At 59.9% G+C, this 18,248-nt stretch carries 18 protein-coding genes; 9 read left to right on the forward strand and 9 right to left on the reverse strand.

The genetic code is table 11. The annotated features are described in order from the left end of the window. The first annotated feature begins 154 nt into the window (after window positions 1–154). The 5 genes from G359_RS09355 to G359_RS09375 all read left to right on the forward strand — a co-directional run bounded on the left by G359_RS09355 (window position 155) and on the right by G359_RS09375 (window position 5,273). Window positions 155–1,132: an RluA family pseudouridine synthase gene (locus G359_RS09355; RefSeq protein ID WP_045835908.1), complete on the forward strand. Its 978-nt coding sequence runs from the start codon at window positions 155–157 to the stop codon at window positions 1,130–1,132. 141 nt (window positions 1,133–1,273) lie between these two features. Beyond that, window positions 1,274–1,954: an HAD-IA family hydrolase gene (locus G359_RS09360; protein WP_045835909.1), complete on the forward strand. Its 681-nt coding sequence runs from the start codon at window positions 1,274–1,276 to the stop codon at window positions 1,952–1,954. After that, a complete protein-coding gene (locus G359_RS09365; RefSeq protein WP_052699278.1) occupies window positions 1,951–2,751 on the forward strand; it encodes an ATP12 family chaperone protein in 801 nt (266 codons plus the stop codon). Before G359_RS09360 ends, G359_RS09365 begins: the two co-directional genes overlap by 4 nt. A gap of 157 nt (window positions 2,752–2,908) precedes the next feature. After that, window positions 2,909–3,604 (forward strand): DUF2750 domain-containing protein, encoded by a 696-nt coding sequence (locus G359_RS09370; protein WP_045835910.1) that lies wholly within the window; start codon window positions 2,909–2,911, stop codon window positions 3,602–3,604. Window positions 3,605–3,740: 136 nt separating this feature from the next. Continuing rightward, on the forward strand, window positions 3,741–5,273 hold the full coding sequence (locus G359_RS09375; protein WP_045835911.1) for an acyl-CoA carboxylase subunit beta: 1,533 nt from the start codon (window positions 3,741–3,743) through the stop codon (window positions 5,271–5,273). A 97-nt stretch (window positions 5,274–5,370) separates the two neighbouring features. On the opposite strand, the gene G359_RS09380 is transcribed toward G359_RS09375, so the two are convergent. The 3 genes from G359_RS09380 to G359_RS09390 form a co-directional block, all read right to left on the reverse strand. After that, window positions 5,371–5,628 (reverse strand): hypothetical protein, encoded by a 258-nt coding sequence (locus G359_RS09380; protein WP_045835912.1) that lies wholly within the window; start codon window positions 5,626–5,628, stop codon window positions 5,371–5,373. 163 nt (window positions 5,629–5,791) lie between these two features. Beyond that, window positions 5,792–6,310 (reverse strand): DUF302 domain-containing protein, encoded by a 519-nt coding sequence (locus G359_RS09385; protein WP_045835913.1) that lies wholly within the window; start codon window positions 6,308–6,310, stop codon window positions 5,792–5,794. 18 nt (window positions 6,311–6,328) lie between these two features. Then, a complete protein-coding gene (locus G359_RS09390) occupies window positions 6,329–7,177 on the reverse strand; it encodes an alpha/beta fold hydrolase (protein ID WP_045835914.1) in 849 nt (282 codons plus the stop codon). 187 nt (window positions 7,178–7,364) lie between these two features. On the opposite strand from G359_RS09390, the gene G359_RS09395 reads away from it, so the two are divergent. Both G359_RS09395 and G359_RS09400 read left to right on the forward strand, forming a co-directional pair. Then, complete coding sequence (locus G359_RS09395) at window positions 7,365–7,805, forward strand: MarR family winged helix-turn-helix transcriptional regulator (RefSeq protein WP_045835915.1); 441 nt, start codon at window positions 7,365–7,367, stop codon at window positions 7,803–7,805. 121 nt (window positions 7,806–7,926) lie between these two features. Next, window positions 7,927–8,106: a DUF1328 domain-containing protein gene (locus tag G359_RS09400; protein WP_045835916.1), complete on the forward strand. Its 180-nt coding sequence runs from the start codon at window positions 7,927–7,929 to the stop codon at window positions 8,104–8,106. 94 nt (window positions 8,107–8,200) lie between these two features. On the opposite strand, the gene G359_RS09405 is transcribed toward G359_RS09400, so the two are convergent. The 4 genes from G359_RS09405 to G359_RS09420 form a co-directional block, all read right to left on the reverse strand. Then, the gene (locus G359_RS09405) at window positions 8,201–9,067 is read right to left on the reverse strand and encodes a class I SAM-dependent methyltransferase (protein WP_245279973.1); all 867 of its coding nucleotides are present in this window, start codon (window positions 9,065–9,067) and stop codon (window positions 8,201–8,203) included. Window positions 9,068–9,143: 76 nt separating this feature from the next. Further along, window positions 9,144–9,905 carry an SDR family oxidoreductase gene (locus G359_RS09410; RefSeq protein ID WP_045835918.1) on the reverse strand — a complete coding sequence of 254 codons (762 nt, stop codon included), beginning with the start codon at window positions 9,903–9,905 and terminating at the stop codon, window positions 9,144–9,146. Window positions 9,906–9,980: 75 nt separating this feature from the next. Further along, on the reverse strand, window positions 9,981–11,330 hold the full coding sequence (locus G359_RS09415) for a cytochrome P450 (RefSeq protein WP_045835919.1): 1,350 nt from the start codon (window positions 11,328–11,330) through the stop codon (window positions 9,981–9,983). A gap of 151 nt (window positions 11,331–11,481) precedes the next feature. Further along, entirely contained in the window at window positions 11,482–12,360 is an 879-nt protein-coding gene (locus G359_RS09420; RefSeq protein WP_045835920.1) for an NAD(P)-dependent oxidoreductase, read from the reverse strand. A 395-nt stretch (window positions 12,361–12,755) separates the two neighbouring features. On the opposite strand from G359_RS09420, the gene G359_RS09425 reads away from it, so the two are divergent. Continuing rightward, window positions 12,756–12,965 (forward strand): cold-shock protein, encoded by a 210-nt coding sequence (locus tag G359_RS09425; RefSeq protein ID WP_045835921.1) that lies wholly within the window; start codon window positions 12,756–12,758, stop codon window positions 12,963–12,965. Between the two features lie 113 nt (window positions 12,966–13,078). Here G359_RS09425 and G359_RS09430 read toward each other — a convergent pair whose 3' ends face one another. Then, window positions 13,079–14,869 carry a hypothetical protein gene (locus G359_RS09430; protein WP_045835922.1) on the reverse strand — a complete coding sequence of 597 codons (1,791 nt, stop codon included), beginning with the start codon at window positions 14,867–14,869 and terminating at the stop codon, window positions 13,079–13,081. Between the two features lie 221 nt (window positions 14,870–15,090). On the opposite strand from G359_RS09430, the gene G359_RS09435 reads away from it, so the two are divergent. After that, window positions 15,091–15,804: an MgtC/SapB family protein gene (locus G359_RS09435; protein ID WP_045835923.1), complete on the forward strand. Its 714-nt coding sequence runs from the start codon at window positions 15,091–15,093 to the stop codon at window positions 15,802–15,804. Window positions 15,805–15,846: 42 nt separating this feature from the next. On the opposite strand, the gene G359_RS09440 is transcribed toward G359_RS09435, so the two are convergent. Then, the gene (locus tag G359_RS09440; protein ID WP_045835924.1) at window positions 15,847–18,228 is read right to left on the reverse strand and encodes a heavy metal translocating P-type ATPase; all 2,382 of its coding nucleotides are present in this window, start codon (window positions 18,226–18,228) and stop codon (window positions 15,847–15,849) included. Window positions 18,229–18,248 lie beyond the last annotated feature (20 nt).

Genomic DNA, 18,248 nt, shown 5'->3' on the forward strand with positions numbered 1-18,248 from the left:
GTGGCGATCGGAAATAGGATAACAAAAGTCAGAGTAGATGGCCGAAGTCAAATCTGCTGGATGGCGCCGCCTAAGGCCACGGTTGTCGCTCGGCAAGTCGGTCCGGACAACGTGACCCTTGACCTCCGGTTGAAATCAGGGCTCACCCTTACTCATGAGTGTCGAAACAATCAAAGTCGCCGACAGCGAAGACGATATGCGTCTCGATCGTTGGTTCCGCGTGCATTTCCCTGAAGTCGGCTACACGTATCTGCAAAAGCTTTTGCGGTCCGGCCAAATTCGCGTCGATTCCAAGCGCGCTCAAGCCAACGATCGGTTGCGCGCCAAATCCGAAATCCGCGTTCCGGCGATCATCCGTCAGCCCAAGAAGGCGGGACCCGGACTGCAGGCGCCGCCGGGCGTCTCCAAGGGCGACCGCGACGCAATCGAGAAAATGATCCTGTTCGAGGACGAGTATGTGCTCGTTCTCAACAAGCCGTTTGGGCTCGCCGTGCAAGGCGGAACCGGGACGAAGAAGCACATCGATGGCATGCTGGAAGGCATGGCCGATCGTTTCGGCGGTGAACGCCCACGGCTCGTTCATCGTCTCGACCGCGACACGACCGGCGTGTTGCTCGTTGCGAAATCGCGCGACATGGCAGCGAAGCTCGGACGGACGTTCCAGACGCGTTCGGCGGCCAAAACCTATTGGGCGCTCGTGAAGGGCGTGCCGAAGCCGCCGCAGGGCAAGATCGAGGCCGCACTGGTGAAGGCGTCGGGTCCCGACGGCGACAAGGTCCGCAAAGCCCGTCCTGGCGAGCAGGACGTCGCCATGCACGCGACGACGCACTATTCCGTCATCGATCGCGCCGCGCAGAAGGCGTCCTGGGTTTCATTGAAGCCCGTAACCGGCCGCCAGCATCAGTTGCGTGCGCATATGCATCTCATTGGCCATCCGATCGTCGGCGACAACAAGTACGAAGGCGACGTCCATATGCCGGCCGAGAATATGGACAAGAAGCTTCACCTGCACGCGCGCCGTCTTGTCATTCCGCACCCGAAAGGCGGAACGATCGACGTCACCGCGCCTCTGCCTCAGCATATGCAAGCGACATGGGATCTGCTGGGCTTCGATCCGCAGAAGTTCGAATAACGGCTTGGGAGCCGCGCAACCTCCGTCGAAATTAACGAAAATCCGAGGCGGACCGATAATCCGGATCGCCCCGAAATCGGCGCCTCGGATCGGCTGCAACGGCGGTTTTGCATCGTCCGGCCCACATGCTAGATAGCCCGCATGAAGCTCGTAGTTTTCGATTGCGACGGCACCATCGTCGATAGTCAGGCAGGCATCGTCCTGTCTATGGATCACGCATTCTCGTCACTGGCTTTGACACCGCCAACACGGGCCGCGACGCTTGCGGTGGTGGGCTTATCTTTGCCTGAAGCATTTTCCGTTCTTGCACCCGACCATGATCGCGCGACGCGTACCGAACTTGCCGAACGCTACAAGTCCGCCTTTCGCGAATTGAAGCACGATCCGTCGGAATCCGAGATCCTGTTCCCGAACGCGAAAGAGATCATCGCGCATCTTGCCTTGCGCGACGATCACCTGCTTGGCATCGCAACGGGCAAATCGCGCCGAGGCGTTGACCGGTTGTTCCAGCGCGAAGGCTGGCACGAGAGCTTCGCAACAATTCAAACAGCCGACGATCATCCATCGAAGCCGCATCCCTCGATGCTTCTCCGCGCCATGCTCGAAACCGATACGACCCCGGATCTGACCGTGATGATCGGAGACACGACCTACGACATGGAGATGGCTCGCGCCGCGGGTGTCGCGGCGATTGGCGTCGCCTGGGGTTATCACGAAGTCGCCGCGCTGCAGGATGCGGGAGCGCATCTGATCATCGAGCGTTTCGAGGATCTTCCCGAAGCAATCGAGCGTGCGCTCGCTATGGAGAGATGTGAAGCATGAGCGCCGGCGAAAAGAACGGGAATGCTGGCGAGGGTTCAGGCGCCGGTCGCCCCTCAGGTGGTCCGCGTAGCCCCATCAGCGATAGTCTCGCAAAACCGCTCCCAAAACGTTTCTACAAAGACGTGACCGTCGGAGACGCCGCGCCGTTTCAGGTTCTGCTCGACGGCCGGCAAATCAAAACGCCGAAGAAGCGCGCACTCGTGCTCCCGGCGCGCCCGCTGGCCGAGGCCATCGCCGAGGAATGGCGAGCGCAGACCGACGTGATCAATCCGGCGAAGATGCCGCTGACGCGCTTTGCCAACACGGCAATCGACGCCGTAGCCGACGCAGTCGATGCTGTCGCGGCCGACATCACGGCCTACGCAGGAAGCGATCTCGTTTGCTATCGGGCCGAGACGCCTCAGCAACTCGTGGACAGTCAATCCGAGCACTGGGACCCGATCGTCGCCTGGGCGAACGAGACGCTCAAAGCTCATTTTCAGGTCGTGACGGGGATACTCCACGTCGACCAGCCGGAGGCGTCGCTCGCCGCATTCTTGAAGGCTTTGCCCGACGATCCATTCCGGCTTTCGGCCCTCCACGTCATCACCACGCTGACGGGATCGGCGCTGATCACGCTGGCGCTGTTCCGCCAATGGCTGAGCCCTGAGACGGCCTGGAAAGCCGCGCACGTCGATGAGGATTTCGAGATCGCGCGCTGGGGCGAGGACGCGGAAGCCACCGCCAGGCGACGGGGCCGCAAGGCCGAATTCGAGTCTGCCAATCGTTTCCTTTCGCTGCTCGGCCTTCCCGGCTAGGGACCTTACCGCTGCAAGGGCGGTCGGGCGGTCGATCATGCCGATAAGCGTGATCCCAATTCTGGCCTGTTATCAGCTTCGGCGAGCGGCCAAGGCTTGCTCTTAAGCCGCCTTTCGAGAAAACTTGCGAAGTGATTCGGTTGAGGGTCAGTGCCCTATGCTCCATGCGCCGCGCATCCCAGAGCTTGCGCAACGCGACCGGTTCGTGCGCCGGGCGGTGAGCGAAGGGCGTGTGCTGACGCTCGCCGACGAAGAGAATGCCTCCGTGCCGTCGCAGAAAGTCTCCGGTCGGACTGTGCAACTCTTCTGGTCGAGCCCACTCGAGGCCGAGCGCTGGGCCGAGGCCTTGGCTGGCAATAGCGAGCTTCAGGATATCTCCCTGGAAGTTTTTGCAACTGATATTTTGCCGGGCATCGCGAAGGCGAAAGGGTTTGCCGGGACGGATTGGGTTTCCGACCCCATCGAGGCCGAGATTGATCCACGCGATCTTCTAATCCGGCTACAGGTGGAGGCCGTGTCCCCCTATGCCGCCGCAGCTCGGACAAAGGGCGAGGTCTATTTCGTCGGCGGGGAGGATGCCCCCCTGGTGACGCCGGGCACTCAGAAGCCCCGGTCCGCCGACCGGCTGCACGTCTTTTCCACGCGTGCCGACGCCGAGGCCCACATGAAAAAGCTTGCCGGCAAGAAGGTCATCGCCGATCCGATCGCAGACTTCGTGGGGTCGACGCTCCCCTGGGCGGCCAAACAGGGGCATGCGGTCGTGATCGAGCCGATCCGTGGCGCGGGCTTCGTTGAGGTAAAGACCGCAGATCTCGCGGCCCAACTCAGTAAAGAAGCGTCCAGCACCCCTTAAAAGCGGGCTGCTCGCGTCCCCAAAGCCGCCTCTGGAACCGCCTCGCGCTCCTCGCGACAACTCATCGTTTGCGCTGTATGGGAGCCATGCTAGAGAGCCGTTCCGCACATTTTTCCCGAGCCAGGCAAGGGGTTCCATGAAAGACATCATCGACGAGCTTGAGAAGCGCCGCGACAACGCCCGTCTCGGCGGCGGCCGCGCCCGGATCGACGCCCAGCACGCTAAAGGCAAGCTGACCGCGCGCGAGCGTATTGAGCTTCTGATGGACGAAGGCTCGTTCGAAGAGTTCGACATGTACGTCGAGCACCGCTGCACCGACTTCGGCATGGAAAAGACGAAAATCCCCGGCGACGGCGTCGTGACCGGCTGGGGCACGATCAACGGCCGCGTGGTCTACGTCTTCGCCAAGGACTTCACGGTCATGGGCGGCTCGCTGTCCGAGACGCACGCCAAGAAAATCACGAAGATCCAAGATATGGCGCTGAAGAACCGCGCCCCGATCATCGGCGTCTTCGATGCTGGTGGCGCCCGCATCCAGGAGGGCGTCGATGCCCTCGGCGGCTACGGCGAAGTGTTCCAGCGCAACGTGCTGGCATCCGGCGTCATTCCGCAGATCTCGGTGATTATGGGTCCGTGCGCCGGTGGCGACGTTTACTCTCCGGCAATGACCGACTTCATCTTCATGGTGAAGGACACGAGCTATATGTTCGTCACCGGTCCCGACGTCGTGAAGACGGTCACGAACGAGACCGTCACGGCCGAGGAACTCGGCGGCGCCAAGGTTCACACCACGAAATCGTCGATCGCCGACAAGGCGTACGAGAACGATCTCGAAGCGCTGCTTCAGATGCGCCGGCTGATGGATTTCCTGCCGTCGAGCAACAGAGTGGGCGTGCCTGTCATTCCGAGCCATGACAGCCCGGATCGCATCGATCACTCGCTCGATACGATCATCCCGGACAATCCGAACAAGCCCTACGACATCAAGGAACTGATCCTGAAGGTTGTCGACGAAGCCGACTTCTTCGAAATTCAGGAAGCGTTCGCGAAGAACATCGTTACCGGCTTCGCGCGCATGGAAGGCGCGACCGTCGGCATCGTGGCGAACCAGCCGATGGTGCTCGCAGGCGTGCTCGACAGCGACGCCTCGCGCAAGGCCGCACGTTTTGTGCGCTTCTGCGACTGCTTCGATATTCCGATCGTCACGTTCGTCGACGTGCCGGGCTTCCTTCCCGGTACCGCGCAGGAATATGGCGGCCTGATCAAGCACGGCGCCAAGCTCCTGTTCGCTTACGCGGAAGCGACCGTGCCGAAAGTAACGGTCATCACCCGTAAGGCCTACGGCGGCGCATACGACGTGATGAGCTCAAAACATATTCGCGGCGACGTGAACTATGCTTGGCCGACAGCTGAAATCGCCGTCATGGGCGCGAAGGGGGCGGCCGAAATTCTCTATCGCTCCGAACTTTCCGATCCGGTGAAAATCCAGACGCGCATCGACGAATATAAGAAGCGCTTCGCCAATCCGTTCGTGGCTGCGGAACGTGGCTACATCGACGAAGTGATTACGCCGTCCACAACCAGAAAGCGCCTTTGCCGCGCACTCAACATGCTGCGCAACAAGACGCTCGAAAATCCCTGGAAGAAGCACGACAACATTCCGCTCTAGGCGTCATCAGAGCATCGACCATCAATGCCATCCTCGGCGCGCCGAGGATGGCATTTTTGAATCTTGCATTCGGTCGTTAAGCGCAGAAATCGATCTTCTACAGATCGACCCAGACGCCGCCACGCCAATAGCCGTGGCCTTCATGCTCGCGCCACCGGTAATGCGTGGCATCGGAATCGCGCCACTTCCAGTCATCCGGGTGAATACGGAGATGTAAATCAGGCGAGTATTTATGGCGTTCCTTGACGTGCCAGCAGTCGCCATCACCATTGCAAACGATATCGGCGGATGCCGTCGTCGCAGTAAATGCGAGCATGCTCGCGCCCAAGAGAGCAGCAGTCGTGACAAGCTTCATGAACAATCTCCTTTCCTGTCTGCTTCAACCTCAAGACAAACCTGCTCGGGGCGCGATGGTTTCCGCGCGTTAAGCAAGTTTTGTCTCGCCGACCCAAGCAGCTGAAAAGATTTCAGAAAGCGATTTCATGCGAGAGGAGAGGCGGCCACAATCGCCGCCTCGATCATTCATCCGCGCCGTGAGCGACTAAAGCAGCGAGCTTTTTGTCGAGCTCCCGCGCCGCATCGAGCAGCGGCTTATTCTCCTCGATGACCATAAGCGACGATGGCAGCACGTACGTAATCGTCGATCCCGCACCATCGGGATTGTCCGTCACGAGCAGCTCGACAGGCGCGAAAAGCCCCGCCGTGATATCGTGACGGATCATTGTGATCGCCAACAGCGGATTGCCGAGGATCAGGCGCACCACACGCGGCTTGATACCGAAGAGCGGAAGCCAGCCACTGTGATCGAAGACGGCAAAAAGCATGAAGCCGCTTTTGCCGACGAAACGTTCTTCGACTTCCTGCGTGAACTCAGCCTCGTTTGGGTGGTCTTTGAGAACCGCCGAAAAATCTGAATTCGAGGCCAAACCCATCACGCTGCGAAGCCGGTTCAGCACGTCGTCGAGGCTTCGCCGCGTTCGAACGACGACGCGTTTTCCCGCAAACGGTTTGGTCTCGATCTTGGCCCCGGTTGTCATCTCAGGGAACTCGCGCTCTCACTTTGATAGAAACGCATTGACGTCGGCGGCGAACTCAACGTTGTGCTGCCAGAGGAAGCCGTGTCCGGCGTCATCATAGATCTTGACCTGAGCGTTTGGAATGAGGCCGCCCATCAGGTGCGTAAGGTGAGGGGGAATCATCAAATCTGCGTCGCCGTTCGCGACAAACGTCGGCTGCTTGATGGCAGCGAGGCGCTGCAGTTTGCCGTGATCCGGAATGCCCCATTCAACCACCGCGTCGTACTGGGCGTCACGCGTCTGAAGCGTGCCCGGCGCATCACGGTCCTTCCGCTCCATGAAGCGGCCAAGGTATTCCATGCCCTTTGCCTGGCTGGTCGTCGTCTGCTTGAACATGATGTAAAGAAGCTCCTGGGCGCCAGGTTGATCAGTGCGCACTGCGTCCGCGATATCCTTTCGCCAACCGTGCATCAGCGGGCCGCCCTGTGGCCCGGTACCAGCGAGAATGAGCTTTCGCACCAGGTAGGGGCGGAGGAGTGCAACCTCCTGGCCAACAAAACCGCCGAGAGAAAATCCGAGCAGGTCGACTTCGCTGAGCTTCAACGCCTCGAGGAAAACGATGGCATCGCGAGCCATCTGCGTGACCGTGTTCGGCGTCGTGCCGCTCGTCGAGGCGACGCCCACGTTGTTGAAGGCGATAACCTCGCGTTCGGCGGCAAGAGCATCGAGCAGCGCGGGGTCCCAGTTATCCATGCTGCCGCGGAAATGCTGAAGCAGAACGAGCGGAACCGCGCCCGGATTTCCGAACCGGCGATAGGCGTATCGAATACCGTTGGCCGCCTCGACTGTCTGTGTGGCGATCGTGTTTGCGGTTACTTTGCCGAGCATGCGCGCTTCTCCGAATTAAATACTGGCATATGCCAGCAATTAAGGACGAGCGCGGATGGAAATCAAGCCGGCTTTCGCGCCGCAGCGAACGCCAAACCGTCGCCGACGGGATTTAGTCGAAACAAATCAGTGGCATATGCCTTGAAAATTTTTTCAATCCGCGCCAGATTGCGGGAAGAGGGCGCAAATGACACGCGATTGCAACAATGCGATGCTCCGCCGTGCCAGTCGCATGCTGGGACAAATCTACGACGACGCGCTGACGCCGAGCGGCCTGCGCGCCACTCAGCACGGCATGCTGGCCCAGATCGCCATCATGGGCGACCCAACGCTCCGCGATCTCGCGACGGAGATCGTCATGGATCTCTCCGCGCTGGGCCATACACTGAAACCGCTAATCCGCGACGGTTACCTCGCGCTGGTGCCGGATAAGAAAGACCGCCGCATCAAGCACGTGACGCTGACGAAAGCCGGACGTAAAAAGCTCGAGCAGACGACCAAGCTTTGGTTGGAAGCACAGCGGCGTTTTGAAAAGACGTTCGGTGAGCAGCGCGCGGCTGACCTGCGTGCCGTCCTCGAAGAATTATCTTCAGAGCAGTTCCGCACGTCGTTCATCGCCATCCGTTAATAGCGGCGCAAACGTTCAAAAAGATCTTTTTTTGCGGCGCGAAATGCCTTTTCTGCGCGGTGCGGAACTCAATGACTCCGGCGTGCGTTGCTTCCCCGAATGAATTGATATGGAGGACCACATGGGTGGTAATCTCATTTACTACGCGATCGTTTTTCTGATTGTCGCGATCGTTGCCGCCGCTCTTGGCTTCGGCGGAGTGGCCGGCACGGCTATTTCTGGCGCGCACCTTCTTTTGATGGTCGCCGTCGTGTTCATCGTCGTCGGCCTTCTCGCGGGCGTTCTGCGGAGAGGCGTCTAGACATTCTTGGTGATGAGCTAAGGAAGCGGTTTTCCGATGGAACCGTGCGAGCCCCGGCGCAGCAGCGTCGGGGCTTTGTCATATGCGAGGTGTCCTACTTGGCCGATGGCACGAGCATCGCGTAGCCGGCGGCTTTTTGAAATCGCTCGCGGCGCGCCTTCGACATAAACATCGTCCGCAGCATAACGATCAATTTTACCGGCAGCGGCATTTCAACGGGCCTGCCGAGGCGATCCGCTTCCTCGCCGAGATAACGGATCTCCGCGGTGCGCCAGCCATGTTCCTCAAAAAATCCGAACCAGTCATCGGGCCGAAACCGGAACGGTGCATTCTTCAACCGGTTGCCCATCATTCGTTCGCGTGTCTTGATGAGTTCCGGCGTATAGAAATCGACAAGCCAGCCCACTGCGTGATCGAGAACGCGCAGATCGTCGGCGAGCGCTGCAACTTCTTCCGCGTTCAAATACGGAACGACGCCTTCGGTGAGCACGAGCAATTTCTTGGCGTGCGCATTCGTGGTGGCAAAAAGCTGCCGCCGCTCACCCACATCGGCCAGATCGCATTTGATGCGCGTGAGCTGGAAACGCGGCGTCTCTCCCGCAAGACGCTCTTCCTTATACGCAATGACGTGCGGATAGTCGGCTTCGATCCAGACGAGAGAGGAGGGCAGATCCATGCGGTAGGGCCGCGTATCGAGCCCCGCGCCAAGGTTGAGAACGGTGTCCACTCCCTGGTCGACGGCTGTGCGAATGAAATCGTCGATAATGCGCGTTCGGATCGCGATGACCCAGGATGTCATGAAGCCCCGAGGCATGGCTTCCGCAATCGACTTTCCGCGATCGCCAGCGAGAACCCCGGCAAGCGGATCGCGAAAAAGCGCGTCGTCCCGCGTCGTCTCGACGCTCCGGTAGTGCGCAACCCAGAAAGCCGTGTCAGAGACGTTCTCGATGGTCGCATTCATCACGTGCCTCGCCCTCATCCGTGTGCGTCATAAATCATATAGGCGGAGATTGAGGTACTATTTTGGGCGTTCCGACTCACGCGTAGATCATCTTCACCGTCATGCCGCCATCGATCGTGATGTTTTGGCCGGTCATAAAATCCGCGCTTTCCGCAAGAAACAGGCAAGCCTTGGCGATATCATCCGGTACGCCGACGCGGCCAACCGGATGTTGCTCGTTGTCGGCCTTCGAATGATGAGGCTCTTTCGCCCGTCCAGAAAACTGCCAATCGGCCGTCTCGATCCAGCCCGGGCTCACCGAATTGACACGAACGCCATACGAGCCGAGGCTGATGGCCATGCCGTGGGTCAGCGCCAAGATCGCGCCCTTCGACGCAGTGTAGGCTTCCGTATTGGCTTCCGACATGAAGCCGCGTGTCGATGCGATATTGATGATCGCGCCGCCGAGCTTGTGCTTCACCATTTCCCGCGCGACGGCCTGCGAGCACATCACCGCGCCGCGGACGTTGACCGCTTGAACGCGATCGAACTCTTCTATGGGAAGCTCAAGGAAGGGTTTGTTGGCCATAATGCCCGCATTGTTGACGAGCACGCGGGGACAGCCGATGTCTTTGGAGGTTCTCGTAATCCACCGCTTCACGTCGGCTTCCTGCGATGTGTCGGCGCGTTCGTAAAGGCAAAGCGAGCCAAGTTTTCGTATGTGCGCCGCCGCTTCTTCGCCAGCATCCTCGACCGGATCGGCGAGCGAAACGGCATAACCCGCTTTAGCGAACGCATAGCCGATGGCGCGTCCGATGCCCTGAGCACCCCCTGTGATCGCGACGACCTTTTCGCTCATCCTGAAAACCCCAATTTTTTGCGGACGCCGAGACTGTATCGACGCGCTGTAATCGACGAAAGTTGCGTGAAACCATCAACGAAGTTCGAGCGTCGCCGGCATGCCGTATTTGGGCGGCATCGTAATCTGAGGCTTGATATCGATTACGGCATCAGGCGCGAGAGTGAATTTGTATTTTTGCCCAACGGCGGCGAGTACGATTGTAGCCTCCATCATCGCGAAGTGGCTGCCGATGCAAAGCCGTTGCCCGCCGCCAAACGGGTAATAGGCAAACTTCGGCAATCGCCCCGCCAATCCATCGAGCCAACGCTCGGGCCAGAACCTCTCGGGATCGGGAAAGTATTTCGGATCGCGGTGGCTGACCCATTGGCTCATCAGGATCGTGTAACCACGTTTGACGCGGTATCCTCCGAGCTCGAGATCGGTCGTCGCTTCCCGGCCAATTGCGTAGACGGGCGGATAAAGCCGCATCGCCTCGTGGATGACGGCGGACGTGTATGGAAGCGCGGCGAGGTCATCCGCATTTGGAATTCTCCCGCCGAGGACGCGGGCCCACTCGTCGACAAGTTTGCGCTCGGCTTCCGCGTGTTGCGAGAGGAGGTACCAGGTCCAGGTGAGCGTCAACGCCGTCGTCTCATAACCGGCGAGATAGAGCGTCATGGCTTCATCGCGAAGCTGCTGGTCGCTCATCCGCGTTCCGTCCTCGCGCTGCGCCATGATCATCGTCGATAAGAGATCGTTGGCGAGCGGACGAGACCGCTTCCGCGCAATAAAGCCGTCAACGAGAGCTTTGACGTTCGCGATGGCGCGGCGCAGCCTGATATTGGTGGGCGTCGGGACCCAGAGCGGCAGGCTGAAAGTTTTGTCGAGCCGCGCCGTCAGAGCATCGATAGCCTCCATCAAGCTTTGATCGACCTTCTCGCGCTCGCCGTGATCATCGAGGCCGAAAAGCGTCTTGAGCGCGATGGCGCTTGTGAGTCCGCTGAATTCGAATTCGAGATCGACGGCCTTGCCGGGCGCCCATTTCGAAAGCATCGCCGTCGTCAACTCGGCCATGATAGGCGCGTAGGACAACACGAGCGACTTCAGGAACGACGGTTGCATCAAGCGCCGCTGGCTGAGCCAGAAATCGCCCTCGCTCGTCACCAGCCCGTTGCCGAGGATCGGTTTGAAAACGCGCGCGCCGAAATGTTTCACGTAGTGTCGCGCATCGGTAACGAGCACCTGCTGGATCAGTTCTGGATCGCTGACGAGAAACAGATGCCATCCGCCCACGCGAAAACTCGCGATGGACCCGTAAGTCCGTGCGAGATCGAGAAAGAAGTCGACCCGCCGCGGTCCGATCTGGGAAATATTACCCCCGATCAGAGTGCCTTTGGGACCTGGCGGAAGCCCCGCTTTGGCAATTGTGATCGATCTGCTCATGACAGCATCGCAACATCAGAAAAATCGACATTCAGAAATCACACCGACACATCCGATGTGCCGAAGACCAAAATGAAAAAACAGTAATGGACCGGCGTTGAACTCGGCCGGTTCAAAGCCTCCGAGTTTGCGTGCGTCCTTGCAAGTGAAATTACGCTTCGCCCGCGTCCTTTGCAGCCAGTGATCCGACGGCTGACCAATCGAGATGGTCGCCACCATTTGCAAGCAACGTCAAAAAGCGGTCGCGCAGCAGACTGGCGAGCGGCAGGGGCACACGCAAGTCCTGACCCGCAGCGAGAGCCAGCCCGACATCCTTCAATCCGAGCGGAGCGGCAAAACCCGCTGGCTCGAACTTACCATCCGCGATCAGCGTACCGTAGGTCTTGTAGACGGGGGCGCCAAAGAGCGTCGACGTCAGGATTTCGAGATACTGGTGCTTATCGACGCCCGCTTTGCCGACGAGCGCCATCGCCTCGCCAAGTGATTCAATCACGGCCGCGATGAGAAAATTGCCGCTGAGTTTGACGATGTTTGCGGCCTCCGGCTGTTCGGAAATCGTGAAAGTCTTTTGCCCCACTGCGTCCAAGAGAGGAGAGACCGTTTTGACGGCATCGCTTTTGCCGGCGGCGACGACGAAGAGTTTTCGGGCCGCCGCCGCATCCGGGCGGCCGAACACGGGGGCGGCAACGTAGCGCTGCCCTCTTTTGCCGTGGTCTTCGGCCAACCTTTTCGAAAGCGCGACGCTGATCGTGCTCGACGAAATATGGACAGCGCCCTTTTTCAACGTCGCGAGGATGCCGCCATTCCCGTAGACGACCGCTTCGACGGCCTTGTCTTCCGCGAGCATCGAAAATACGGCTTCGCCCTTGCAGGCGTCGCCGGGCGTCTCGGCGATTTTGGCCCCTTTGGATGCCAGAGCCTCGGCTTTGGCGCGTGTACGATTATAGACGGTGACATCGTGTCCGGCCTTGAGCAGGTTGCCTGCGATGGCTGACCCCATTTGGCCTAATCCGATGAATCCGACTTGCATGCATCCTCGCAATTTGGCCGTTGTACCGATGTTCGCGCCAAATGGCCATTTTCCGGCCGATCCGAGGCGGTGGAGGGCGTCGCGCGGTCGCCCGCACCATCAACCCTCACATAGACAATTAGGCTGTATGGTTCGTTCCGGAAGCGGGCGCTTTGGAACCCTTTTCCGGGTCAGAGGTAAAAAGTTGATCAGTGGCCAAAAACTTAGCGGTATCCATCTAGCTTCATGCGTGCTATCGACGGTTCATCGAACTTTGGCCGGATATTGCGAGGCACTCCGCCTCTGGCGCAGCCAAGCGCACAGACGTCTTTCCAAAATCGAACTGAGGTCGGCACATGCGCTCGTATTGACGCATGGGTCAATCTCAAACATCAGAGCCTTAAAAGGAACATTCTATGATCACGGGTACCGTGAAATTCTATAACGATCAGAAGGGCTTCGGCTTCATTGCGCCGGACCAGGGCGGGAACGACGTCTTCGTGCACGCGACCGCTCTTGAGCGCGCTGGCATGCGCGGCCTTTCGCAGGGCCAGAAGGTCGCTTTCGAAACCGAAACCGATCGTCGCTCGGGCAAGATTGCCGTTAGCGTCATTCAGAACGCTTAAGTGACATTGCGCGGTTGGTAAGGCCGAAGGCCTTGCCGGCAGCTTTTATCGCTTTTTTGATCTAGGTCACATAAGGCCGCGAGTACGCATGCGTACTCGCGGCCTTTTGCTTGTCAAGCAATGCCGTGGCGGAAATCGGGTTGCGACCTGAGTTCGGCGATCGTCTTACGAAGCTTCTCATTCTCGGCGCGCGCATACGCATCTGCCGCATGTTGGCCAAGCTTGACCAGCATTTCCCGCTCGTTTGAGTCGATAGCGGTGCCCGCCTCGTGGGGGCCGTAAAGGGCGACGGCATACGAGTTGACCCGGTTCGCAGCAGGAACCGCTAGGATCGGCAAATCGAGCCCCGCCGGGAAGCCGGCGTCCTTGACCGCCTCCGCGTCGAGGCTGCTCATCTCGCCCTTCCGCAGATTTTCCATCTCGCCCGCACCAAGGCTGAGATCGCGCACCGCCTTATCGTCCCAGCCCGCGCTGACGTCAAAGCGATGAAACCCGCTCTCCGTCTCTCGGAATGTTGCCGCCGACGAAAGCTTCAAGGCTCTGGCGACCCCATCCGAGAGAAGGCGATCGATCTCGCCGGCCGTCCTCGCCCGCAATATTGCACCTGCGATTTCTTGTTCTGTCTTGTCGAGCCCGCGATTGAAATAGCTGTCGGCGACCTCGACGGACCATTCATGCAGCCGCCCTATCGCAAAGAGAACGAAGGCGCCGATGACAAGCCACGACCAGCTCGGAAGCTCGACGAGTTCGTGCAGATGCTCGGCCTGCTGATGAAGAAGCAGCGCCGGTAAGCTCGTCATCAGCGCGAGCACGGTAACGCGCCTCAGCGGTATCGCGACGTTCACGACGCGTTGGCGGCGTATGGCTTCGACGACGAAAAGGCACAAAATGCCATTGACCAGATAGATAAGCCCGACGACGTCTTCGGGCATCGCGAGCCCGCTCCAACTGGTCAGAAGCGTCGTGTACTCGTTGAGATCCGCGATGACGAATGCGGGCAGTCCGATCAGGCATCCCCACATCACCCACCGAAGACGCTGATTGTCTTTCGGCGATAGCGAGCGGCGTCTCTTCAGCAGAATGGCGACGGCCGCAACGCTCACGATAATTCCGAAGAGGATCGTTGCTCTCATCAGCAACTCGGTATGAAAACCGAAAGAGCTGCCGTAGGCCGCCATCAGCACGACCGCAACGACCGGGGTAAGCGCGAGAATGGCCTTCTCAAAACGCACCCAGTGCGGCTGAATTTCGCCGGTCGGAGCCCGCATCACGAACACGAGCAAGCCCGCATATCCCGCCGCCTGTGAAATGCTGCCAAGCGCGTTCTGCGCTAGAAGCACCAGCGGCCAGCGCTGCAACTGCGCATAAAACTCGTACGCTTGCCCTGGATTGAACCAGATCACATAGAGGAAAAAGCCCCAAGTCATTCGACTTGGTCGCGTCCAGACCAGCCAGCCGGCCGCAAGGATAACGGCGATGCCCGCGATCTGATCGAGGATCAAAACCAGACGCGCAAACCAGTTCGTCGGACGCGGCTCGGCAATCAGCGTCAGGTCCCGAGCGCCCTGCGTCTCCGTCGGTAGGAGGTTGATGGTTGTCTGCCGTCCAGGCAGCACATATTCGTTGCCACCGACCGCCGCTATCGTGCTCGCGCAAACATACGCATCGTAGGGTACGCAGCGCATGCGCGAGAAGTCGAGGTGATCTCCTGCGCGCACGCCGGCCTTCCAGGCAGGCGACTGAGCCTCGCTCTCGAAGGGTCCCGCAACGTCATAGATGAAGCCGTCGCTGTCGGCATAAAAACCGAACGAACCGAGCGGACGAACCACGCGCGCGAAATCCGGCACGATCATCGCGAGAGCCCAGATGAGCAGTCCGAGAAACAGCAGGCGATGACGTGTCATGGCATTAGCCCAGACAATAGGTCCGTTGTTGCATGGATGCTTGCCGGCCCTTCGGCGCTTCACGGCGATGGTAAGATGCCGACGGTGCAGACAGCAAGGCAGTGCAGAACTTCCCGTTGCGATGGAGTTAACAGTTTTCCGGCCGCCGGTTAAATGATCAGTCTTCCGTCGCATTACGGAATCTTGTGCGCTGACCAGTTCAAGAACGGAGAAACTCCAGAATGGAAATGCACTTACACCCGACCGCGCTCGATGTGGGGCTGCGTCTCGTACTGACGCTGGCGGCGTGCATCTTGGTTGGTCTGAACAGGGAGAGCGCCAGTCACAGCGCGGGGCTGCGCACCACAGTCCTGGTCGGCCTTGCCGCCTGCATCGCAATGACCCAATCCAATATCTTGCTCGGTCTCACAGGCAAGACGCAGGACATGTTCACGACCATGGACGTGATGCGTCTGCCCCTCGGCATTCTCACGGGCGTGGGCTTCATCGGCGGCGGCGTCATTTTGAAACGCGCGAATTTGGTGTCGGGCGTCACGACCGCGGCGACGATCTGGGCGGTGAGTGTCATCGGCATCTGCTTTGGCGGTGGCCAGCTGGTGCTCGGCTGCGCTGGGACGGCTTTGATTGTTCTGACGCTAACAGTGCTCCGTCGGATCGATGTCCGCATCCCCCGTGACCAGCGGGGGCAGCTCGTCGTTGCGTCGGCTGCAGAAGGCCCCCCGTTTCCAGACATGGTCGAGCTTTTACGCGGCTCGGGCGTCCATGCCCGATTGCTGGGCTTCAGCCACGTCGCACAACCCAAACGGACTCTTCTGACGTTCGATCTCCGCTGGAGGCAGCCCGAAATCGAAGAGCCTTCACTCGACTTTTTGAAAAATCTCCAGCCTGCCTATGAAGTGCGATCGTTCGAGGTGATCAAGGAGGCAATGCACTGAACGCACGCGTCCCTTGGCGCAAATCGCAACGAAACATCGCAACTAACCGATGTTGGTGTGGCGAAGCCGAAGCGCATTCGCAATCACGCTCACGGACGACAGCGCCATCGCCGCGGCTGCGATGATCGGAGAGAGAAGCAATCCGAAGACCGGGTACAGAATGCCCGCAGCAATCGGCACGCCCGCCGCGTTATAGACGAACGCGAAGAACAGGTTCTGCCGGATGTTCGACATCGTCGCTTCCGAGAGTTGCCGCGCTCGCGCGATCCCTTCCAGGTCGCCTTTGACCAGCGTAATGCCGGCGCTTTCGATGGCAACGTCCGTGCCGGTTCCCATCGCAATGCCGACGTCGGCCGCCGCAAGCGCCGGCGCATCGTTGACGCCGTCTCCAGCCATCGCCACCGCGCGACCCTTGCGCCTGAGTTCAGCGACGAAATTGGCTTTTTCCTCGGGCAGCACGTCGGCCTTCACGTCGTCGATGCCGAGCTTGGCGGCAACAGCTTTGGCCGTTGTCACGTTGTCACCCGTGAGCATGATGACGCGCACGCCGTCTGCCTTGAGCTTCCGGACCGCTGATAGCGTCGTCGCCTTGATCGGATCGGCAACCGCAATGATGCCAGCGGCTTTGCCATCAATAGCGACGTAGACAGCCGTCGCGCCGTCGCCGCGAAGCTTTTCAGCATCTAAGCCAAGAGCCGACGTATCGATACCAGCCTCGTCGAAGATCGTTCGGTTGCCGATGACGACTTTGCGATTGTCGATGACACCGGACACGCCCTTGCCCGAGGGAGAAGCGAAATCGCGAACATCCGACAATGCGATGTTGCGCTCCCGCGCCGCCATGACGATGGCCGCACCGAGCGGATGCTCGCTCGCCTGCTCGAGACTGGCCGCGAGCCTCAGAAGATCGGTTTCGCTGATCGACGACGCCGTGCGGATCGCCGTCACCTTCGGCTTGCCTTCTGTCAGCGTGCCGGTCTTGTCGACGACGAGCGTATCGATTTTCTCCATGCGTTCGAGCGCTTCGGCATTCTTGATCAGCACGCCGGACTGCGCGCCACGGCCGACGCCCACCATGATCGACATCGGCGTCGCGAGACCAAGCGCACACGGACAGGCGATAATGAGCACGGAGACAGCCGCGACGAGCGCGTAGGAGAAACGCGGCTCGGGGCCGAACGTCATCCAGGCGGCGAACGCAAGTACCGCAACCGCGATGACGAGCGGCACGAACCATCCAGCAACTTGGTCGGCGAGGCGCTGAATGGGTGCACGGCTGCGCTGGGCTTCGGCGACCATCTGTACGATGCGCGCGAGCATCGTATCGCGGCCAACCTTTTCGGCTCGAACGATGAGCGCGCCTGATCCGTTGATCGTGCCGCCGATGACTTTTGCTCCAACGCTCTTCGAAACGGGCAGCGGCTCGCCCGTCACCATCGATTCATCGACATTGCTTTTGCCATCGACGACGCTGCCGTCGACGGCAATGCGCTCGCCGGGGCGAACGCGCAGGCGGTCGCCGGCAATGATCTCGTCGATCTGAACCTCTTCGTCCGAGCCATCGGGCTTGAGAAGTCGCGCCGTCTTCGGAGCCAGATTGAGAAGCGCACGAATGGCGCCGCTCGTTTGCTCGCGCGCCCGAAGCTCCAAGACCTGTCCGAAGAGGACGAGCACAGTGATGACGGCGGCAGACTCGAAGTAAACCGGAACGGCACCGTGCATTCCTCGAAGCGACTCCGGAAAAATACCGGGGAACAGCGTCGCGACAACGCTATAGATCCACGCGACACCGGTCCCGAGCGCAATCAACGTGAACATGTTGAGGTTCCGCGTCTCGAGCGATTTCCAGCCGCGCTCGAAGAACGGAAATCCCGCCCAGAGGACGACAGGCGTCGCCAGCGCGAACTGCACCCAGTTCGATACAGTCGGACTGATGATGTGATGCAGATTGAAAAGATGGCTGCCCATCTCGAGGATGAAAACGGGAATGGCAAGTGCCGCCCCGATCCACAGCCGCCGCGTCATGTCCTGAAGCTCGGCATTGGGTTCTGCTTCAGCGGTGACGAGCTCAGGCTCGAGCGCCATACCGCAGATCGGGCACGAGCCTGGGCCGACCTGCCGGATTTCGGGATGCATCGGGCATGTGTAGATAGTGCCTGCGGGAACCGGCTCGGCCTTTGCGGTTTCGGGCTTCAGGAATTTGACGGGGTCGGCGACGAACTTGGTTCGGCATCCCGCGCAGCAGAAGTAATAGGTCTTACCGTCGTAATCGGCGCTGTGCTTCGCCGTGCTCGGATCGACGTTCATCCCGCATACCGGGTCTTTCACGTCGCTCGTGTGTTTGTGCGCAGCATGATTGTGCGAACAGCAGCTCTTCGCAGGAATGCTCGGCTCAGATCTTGTTCTCGGCTCGTCGGCGGCCATGATGCAATTCTCCTGCTGAA

Origin of the sequence: Hyphomicrobium sp. 99 (assembly GCF_000384335.2) — a bacterium.
Lineage (GTDB): Bacteria > Pseudomonadota > Alphaproteobacteria > Rhizobiales > Hyphomicrobiaceae > Hyphomicrobium_B.

Excerpts from the sequence above, each read along its gene's own strand:
- G359_RS09355 (WP_045835908.1), top strand. The coding sequence starts at position 155 with ATGAGTGTCGAAACAATCAAAGTCGCCGACAGCGAAGACGATATGCGT.
- G359_RS09360 (WP_045835909.1), top strand. The coding sequence starts at position 1,274 with ATGAAGCTCGTAGTTTTCGATTGCGACGGCACCATCGTCGATAGTCAG.
- G359_RS09365 (WP_052699278.1), top strand. The coding sequence starts at position 1,951 with ATGAGCGCCGGCGAAAAGAACGGGAATGCTGGCGAGGGTTCAGGCGCC.
- G359_RS09370 (WP_045835910.1), top strand. The coding sequence starts at position 2,909 with ATGCTCCATGCGCCGCGCATCCCAGAGCTTGCGCAACGCGACCGGTTC.
- G359_RS09375 (WP_045835911.1), top strand. The coding sequence starts at position 3,741 with ATGAAAGACATCATCGACGAGCTTGAGAAGCGCCGCGACAACGCCCGT.
- G359_RS09380 (WP_045835912.1), bottom strand. The coding sequence starts at position 5,628 with ATGAAGCTTGTCACGACTGCTGCTCTCTTGGGCGCGAGCATGCTCGCA.
- G359_RS09385 (WP_045835913.1), bottom strand. The coding sequence starts at position 6,310 with ATGACAACCGGGGCCAAGATCGAGACCAAACCGTTTGCGGGAAAACGC.
- G359_RS09390 (WP_045835914.1), bottom strand. The coding sequence starts at position 7,177 with ATGCTCGGCAAAGTAACCGCAAACACGATCGCCACACAGACAGTCGAG.
- G359_RS09395 (WP_045835915.1), top strand. The coding sequence starts at position 7,365 with ATGACACGCGATTGCAACAATGCGATGCTCCGCCGTGCCAGTCGCATG.
- G359_RS09400 (WP_045835916.1), top strand. The coding sequence starts at position 7,927 with ATGGGTGGTAATCTCATTTACTACGCGATCGTTTTTCTGATTGTCGCG.
- G359_RS09405 (WP_245279973.1), bottom strand. The coding sequence starts at position 9,067 with ATGAATGCGACCATCGAGAACGTCTCTGACACGGCTTTCTGGGTTGCG.
- G359_RS09410 (WP_045835918.1), bottom strand. The coding sequence starts at position 9,905 with ATGAGCGAAAAGGTCGTCGCGATCACAGGGGGTGCTCAGGGCATCGGA.
- G359_RS09415 (WP_045835919.1), bottom strand. The coding sequence starts at position 11,330 with ATGAGCAGATCGATCACAATTGCCAAAGCGGGGCTTCCGCCAGGTCCC.
- G359_RS09420 (WP_045835920.1), bottom strand. The coding sequence starts at position 12,360 with ATGCAAGTCGGATTCATCGGATTAGGCCAAATGGGGTCAGCCATCGCA.
- G359_RS09425 (WP_045835921.1), top strand. The coding sequence starts at position 12,756 with ATGATCACGGGTACCGTGAAATTCTATAACGATCAGAAGGGCTTCGGC.
- G359_RS09430 (WP_045835922.1), bottom strand. The coding sequence starts at position 14,869 with ATGACACGTCATCGCCTGCTGTTTCTCGGACTGCTCATCTGGGCTCTC.
- G359_RS09435 (WP_045835923.1), top strand. The coding sequence starts at position 15,091 with ATGGAAATGCACTTACACCCGACCGCGCTCGATGTGGGGCTGCGTCTC.
- G359_RS09440 (WP_045835924.1), bottom strand. The coding sequence starts at position 18,228 with ATGGCCGCCGACGAGCCGAGAACAAGATCTGAGCCGAGCATTCCTGCG.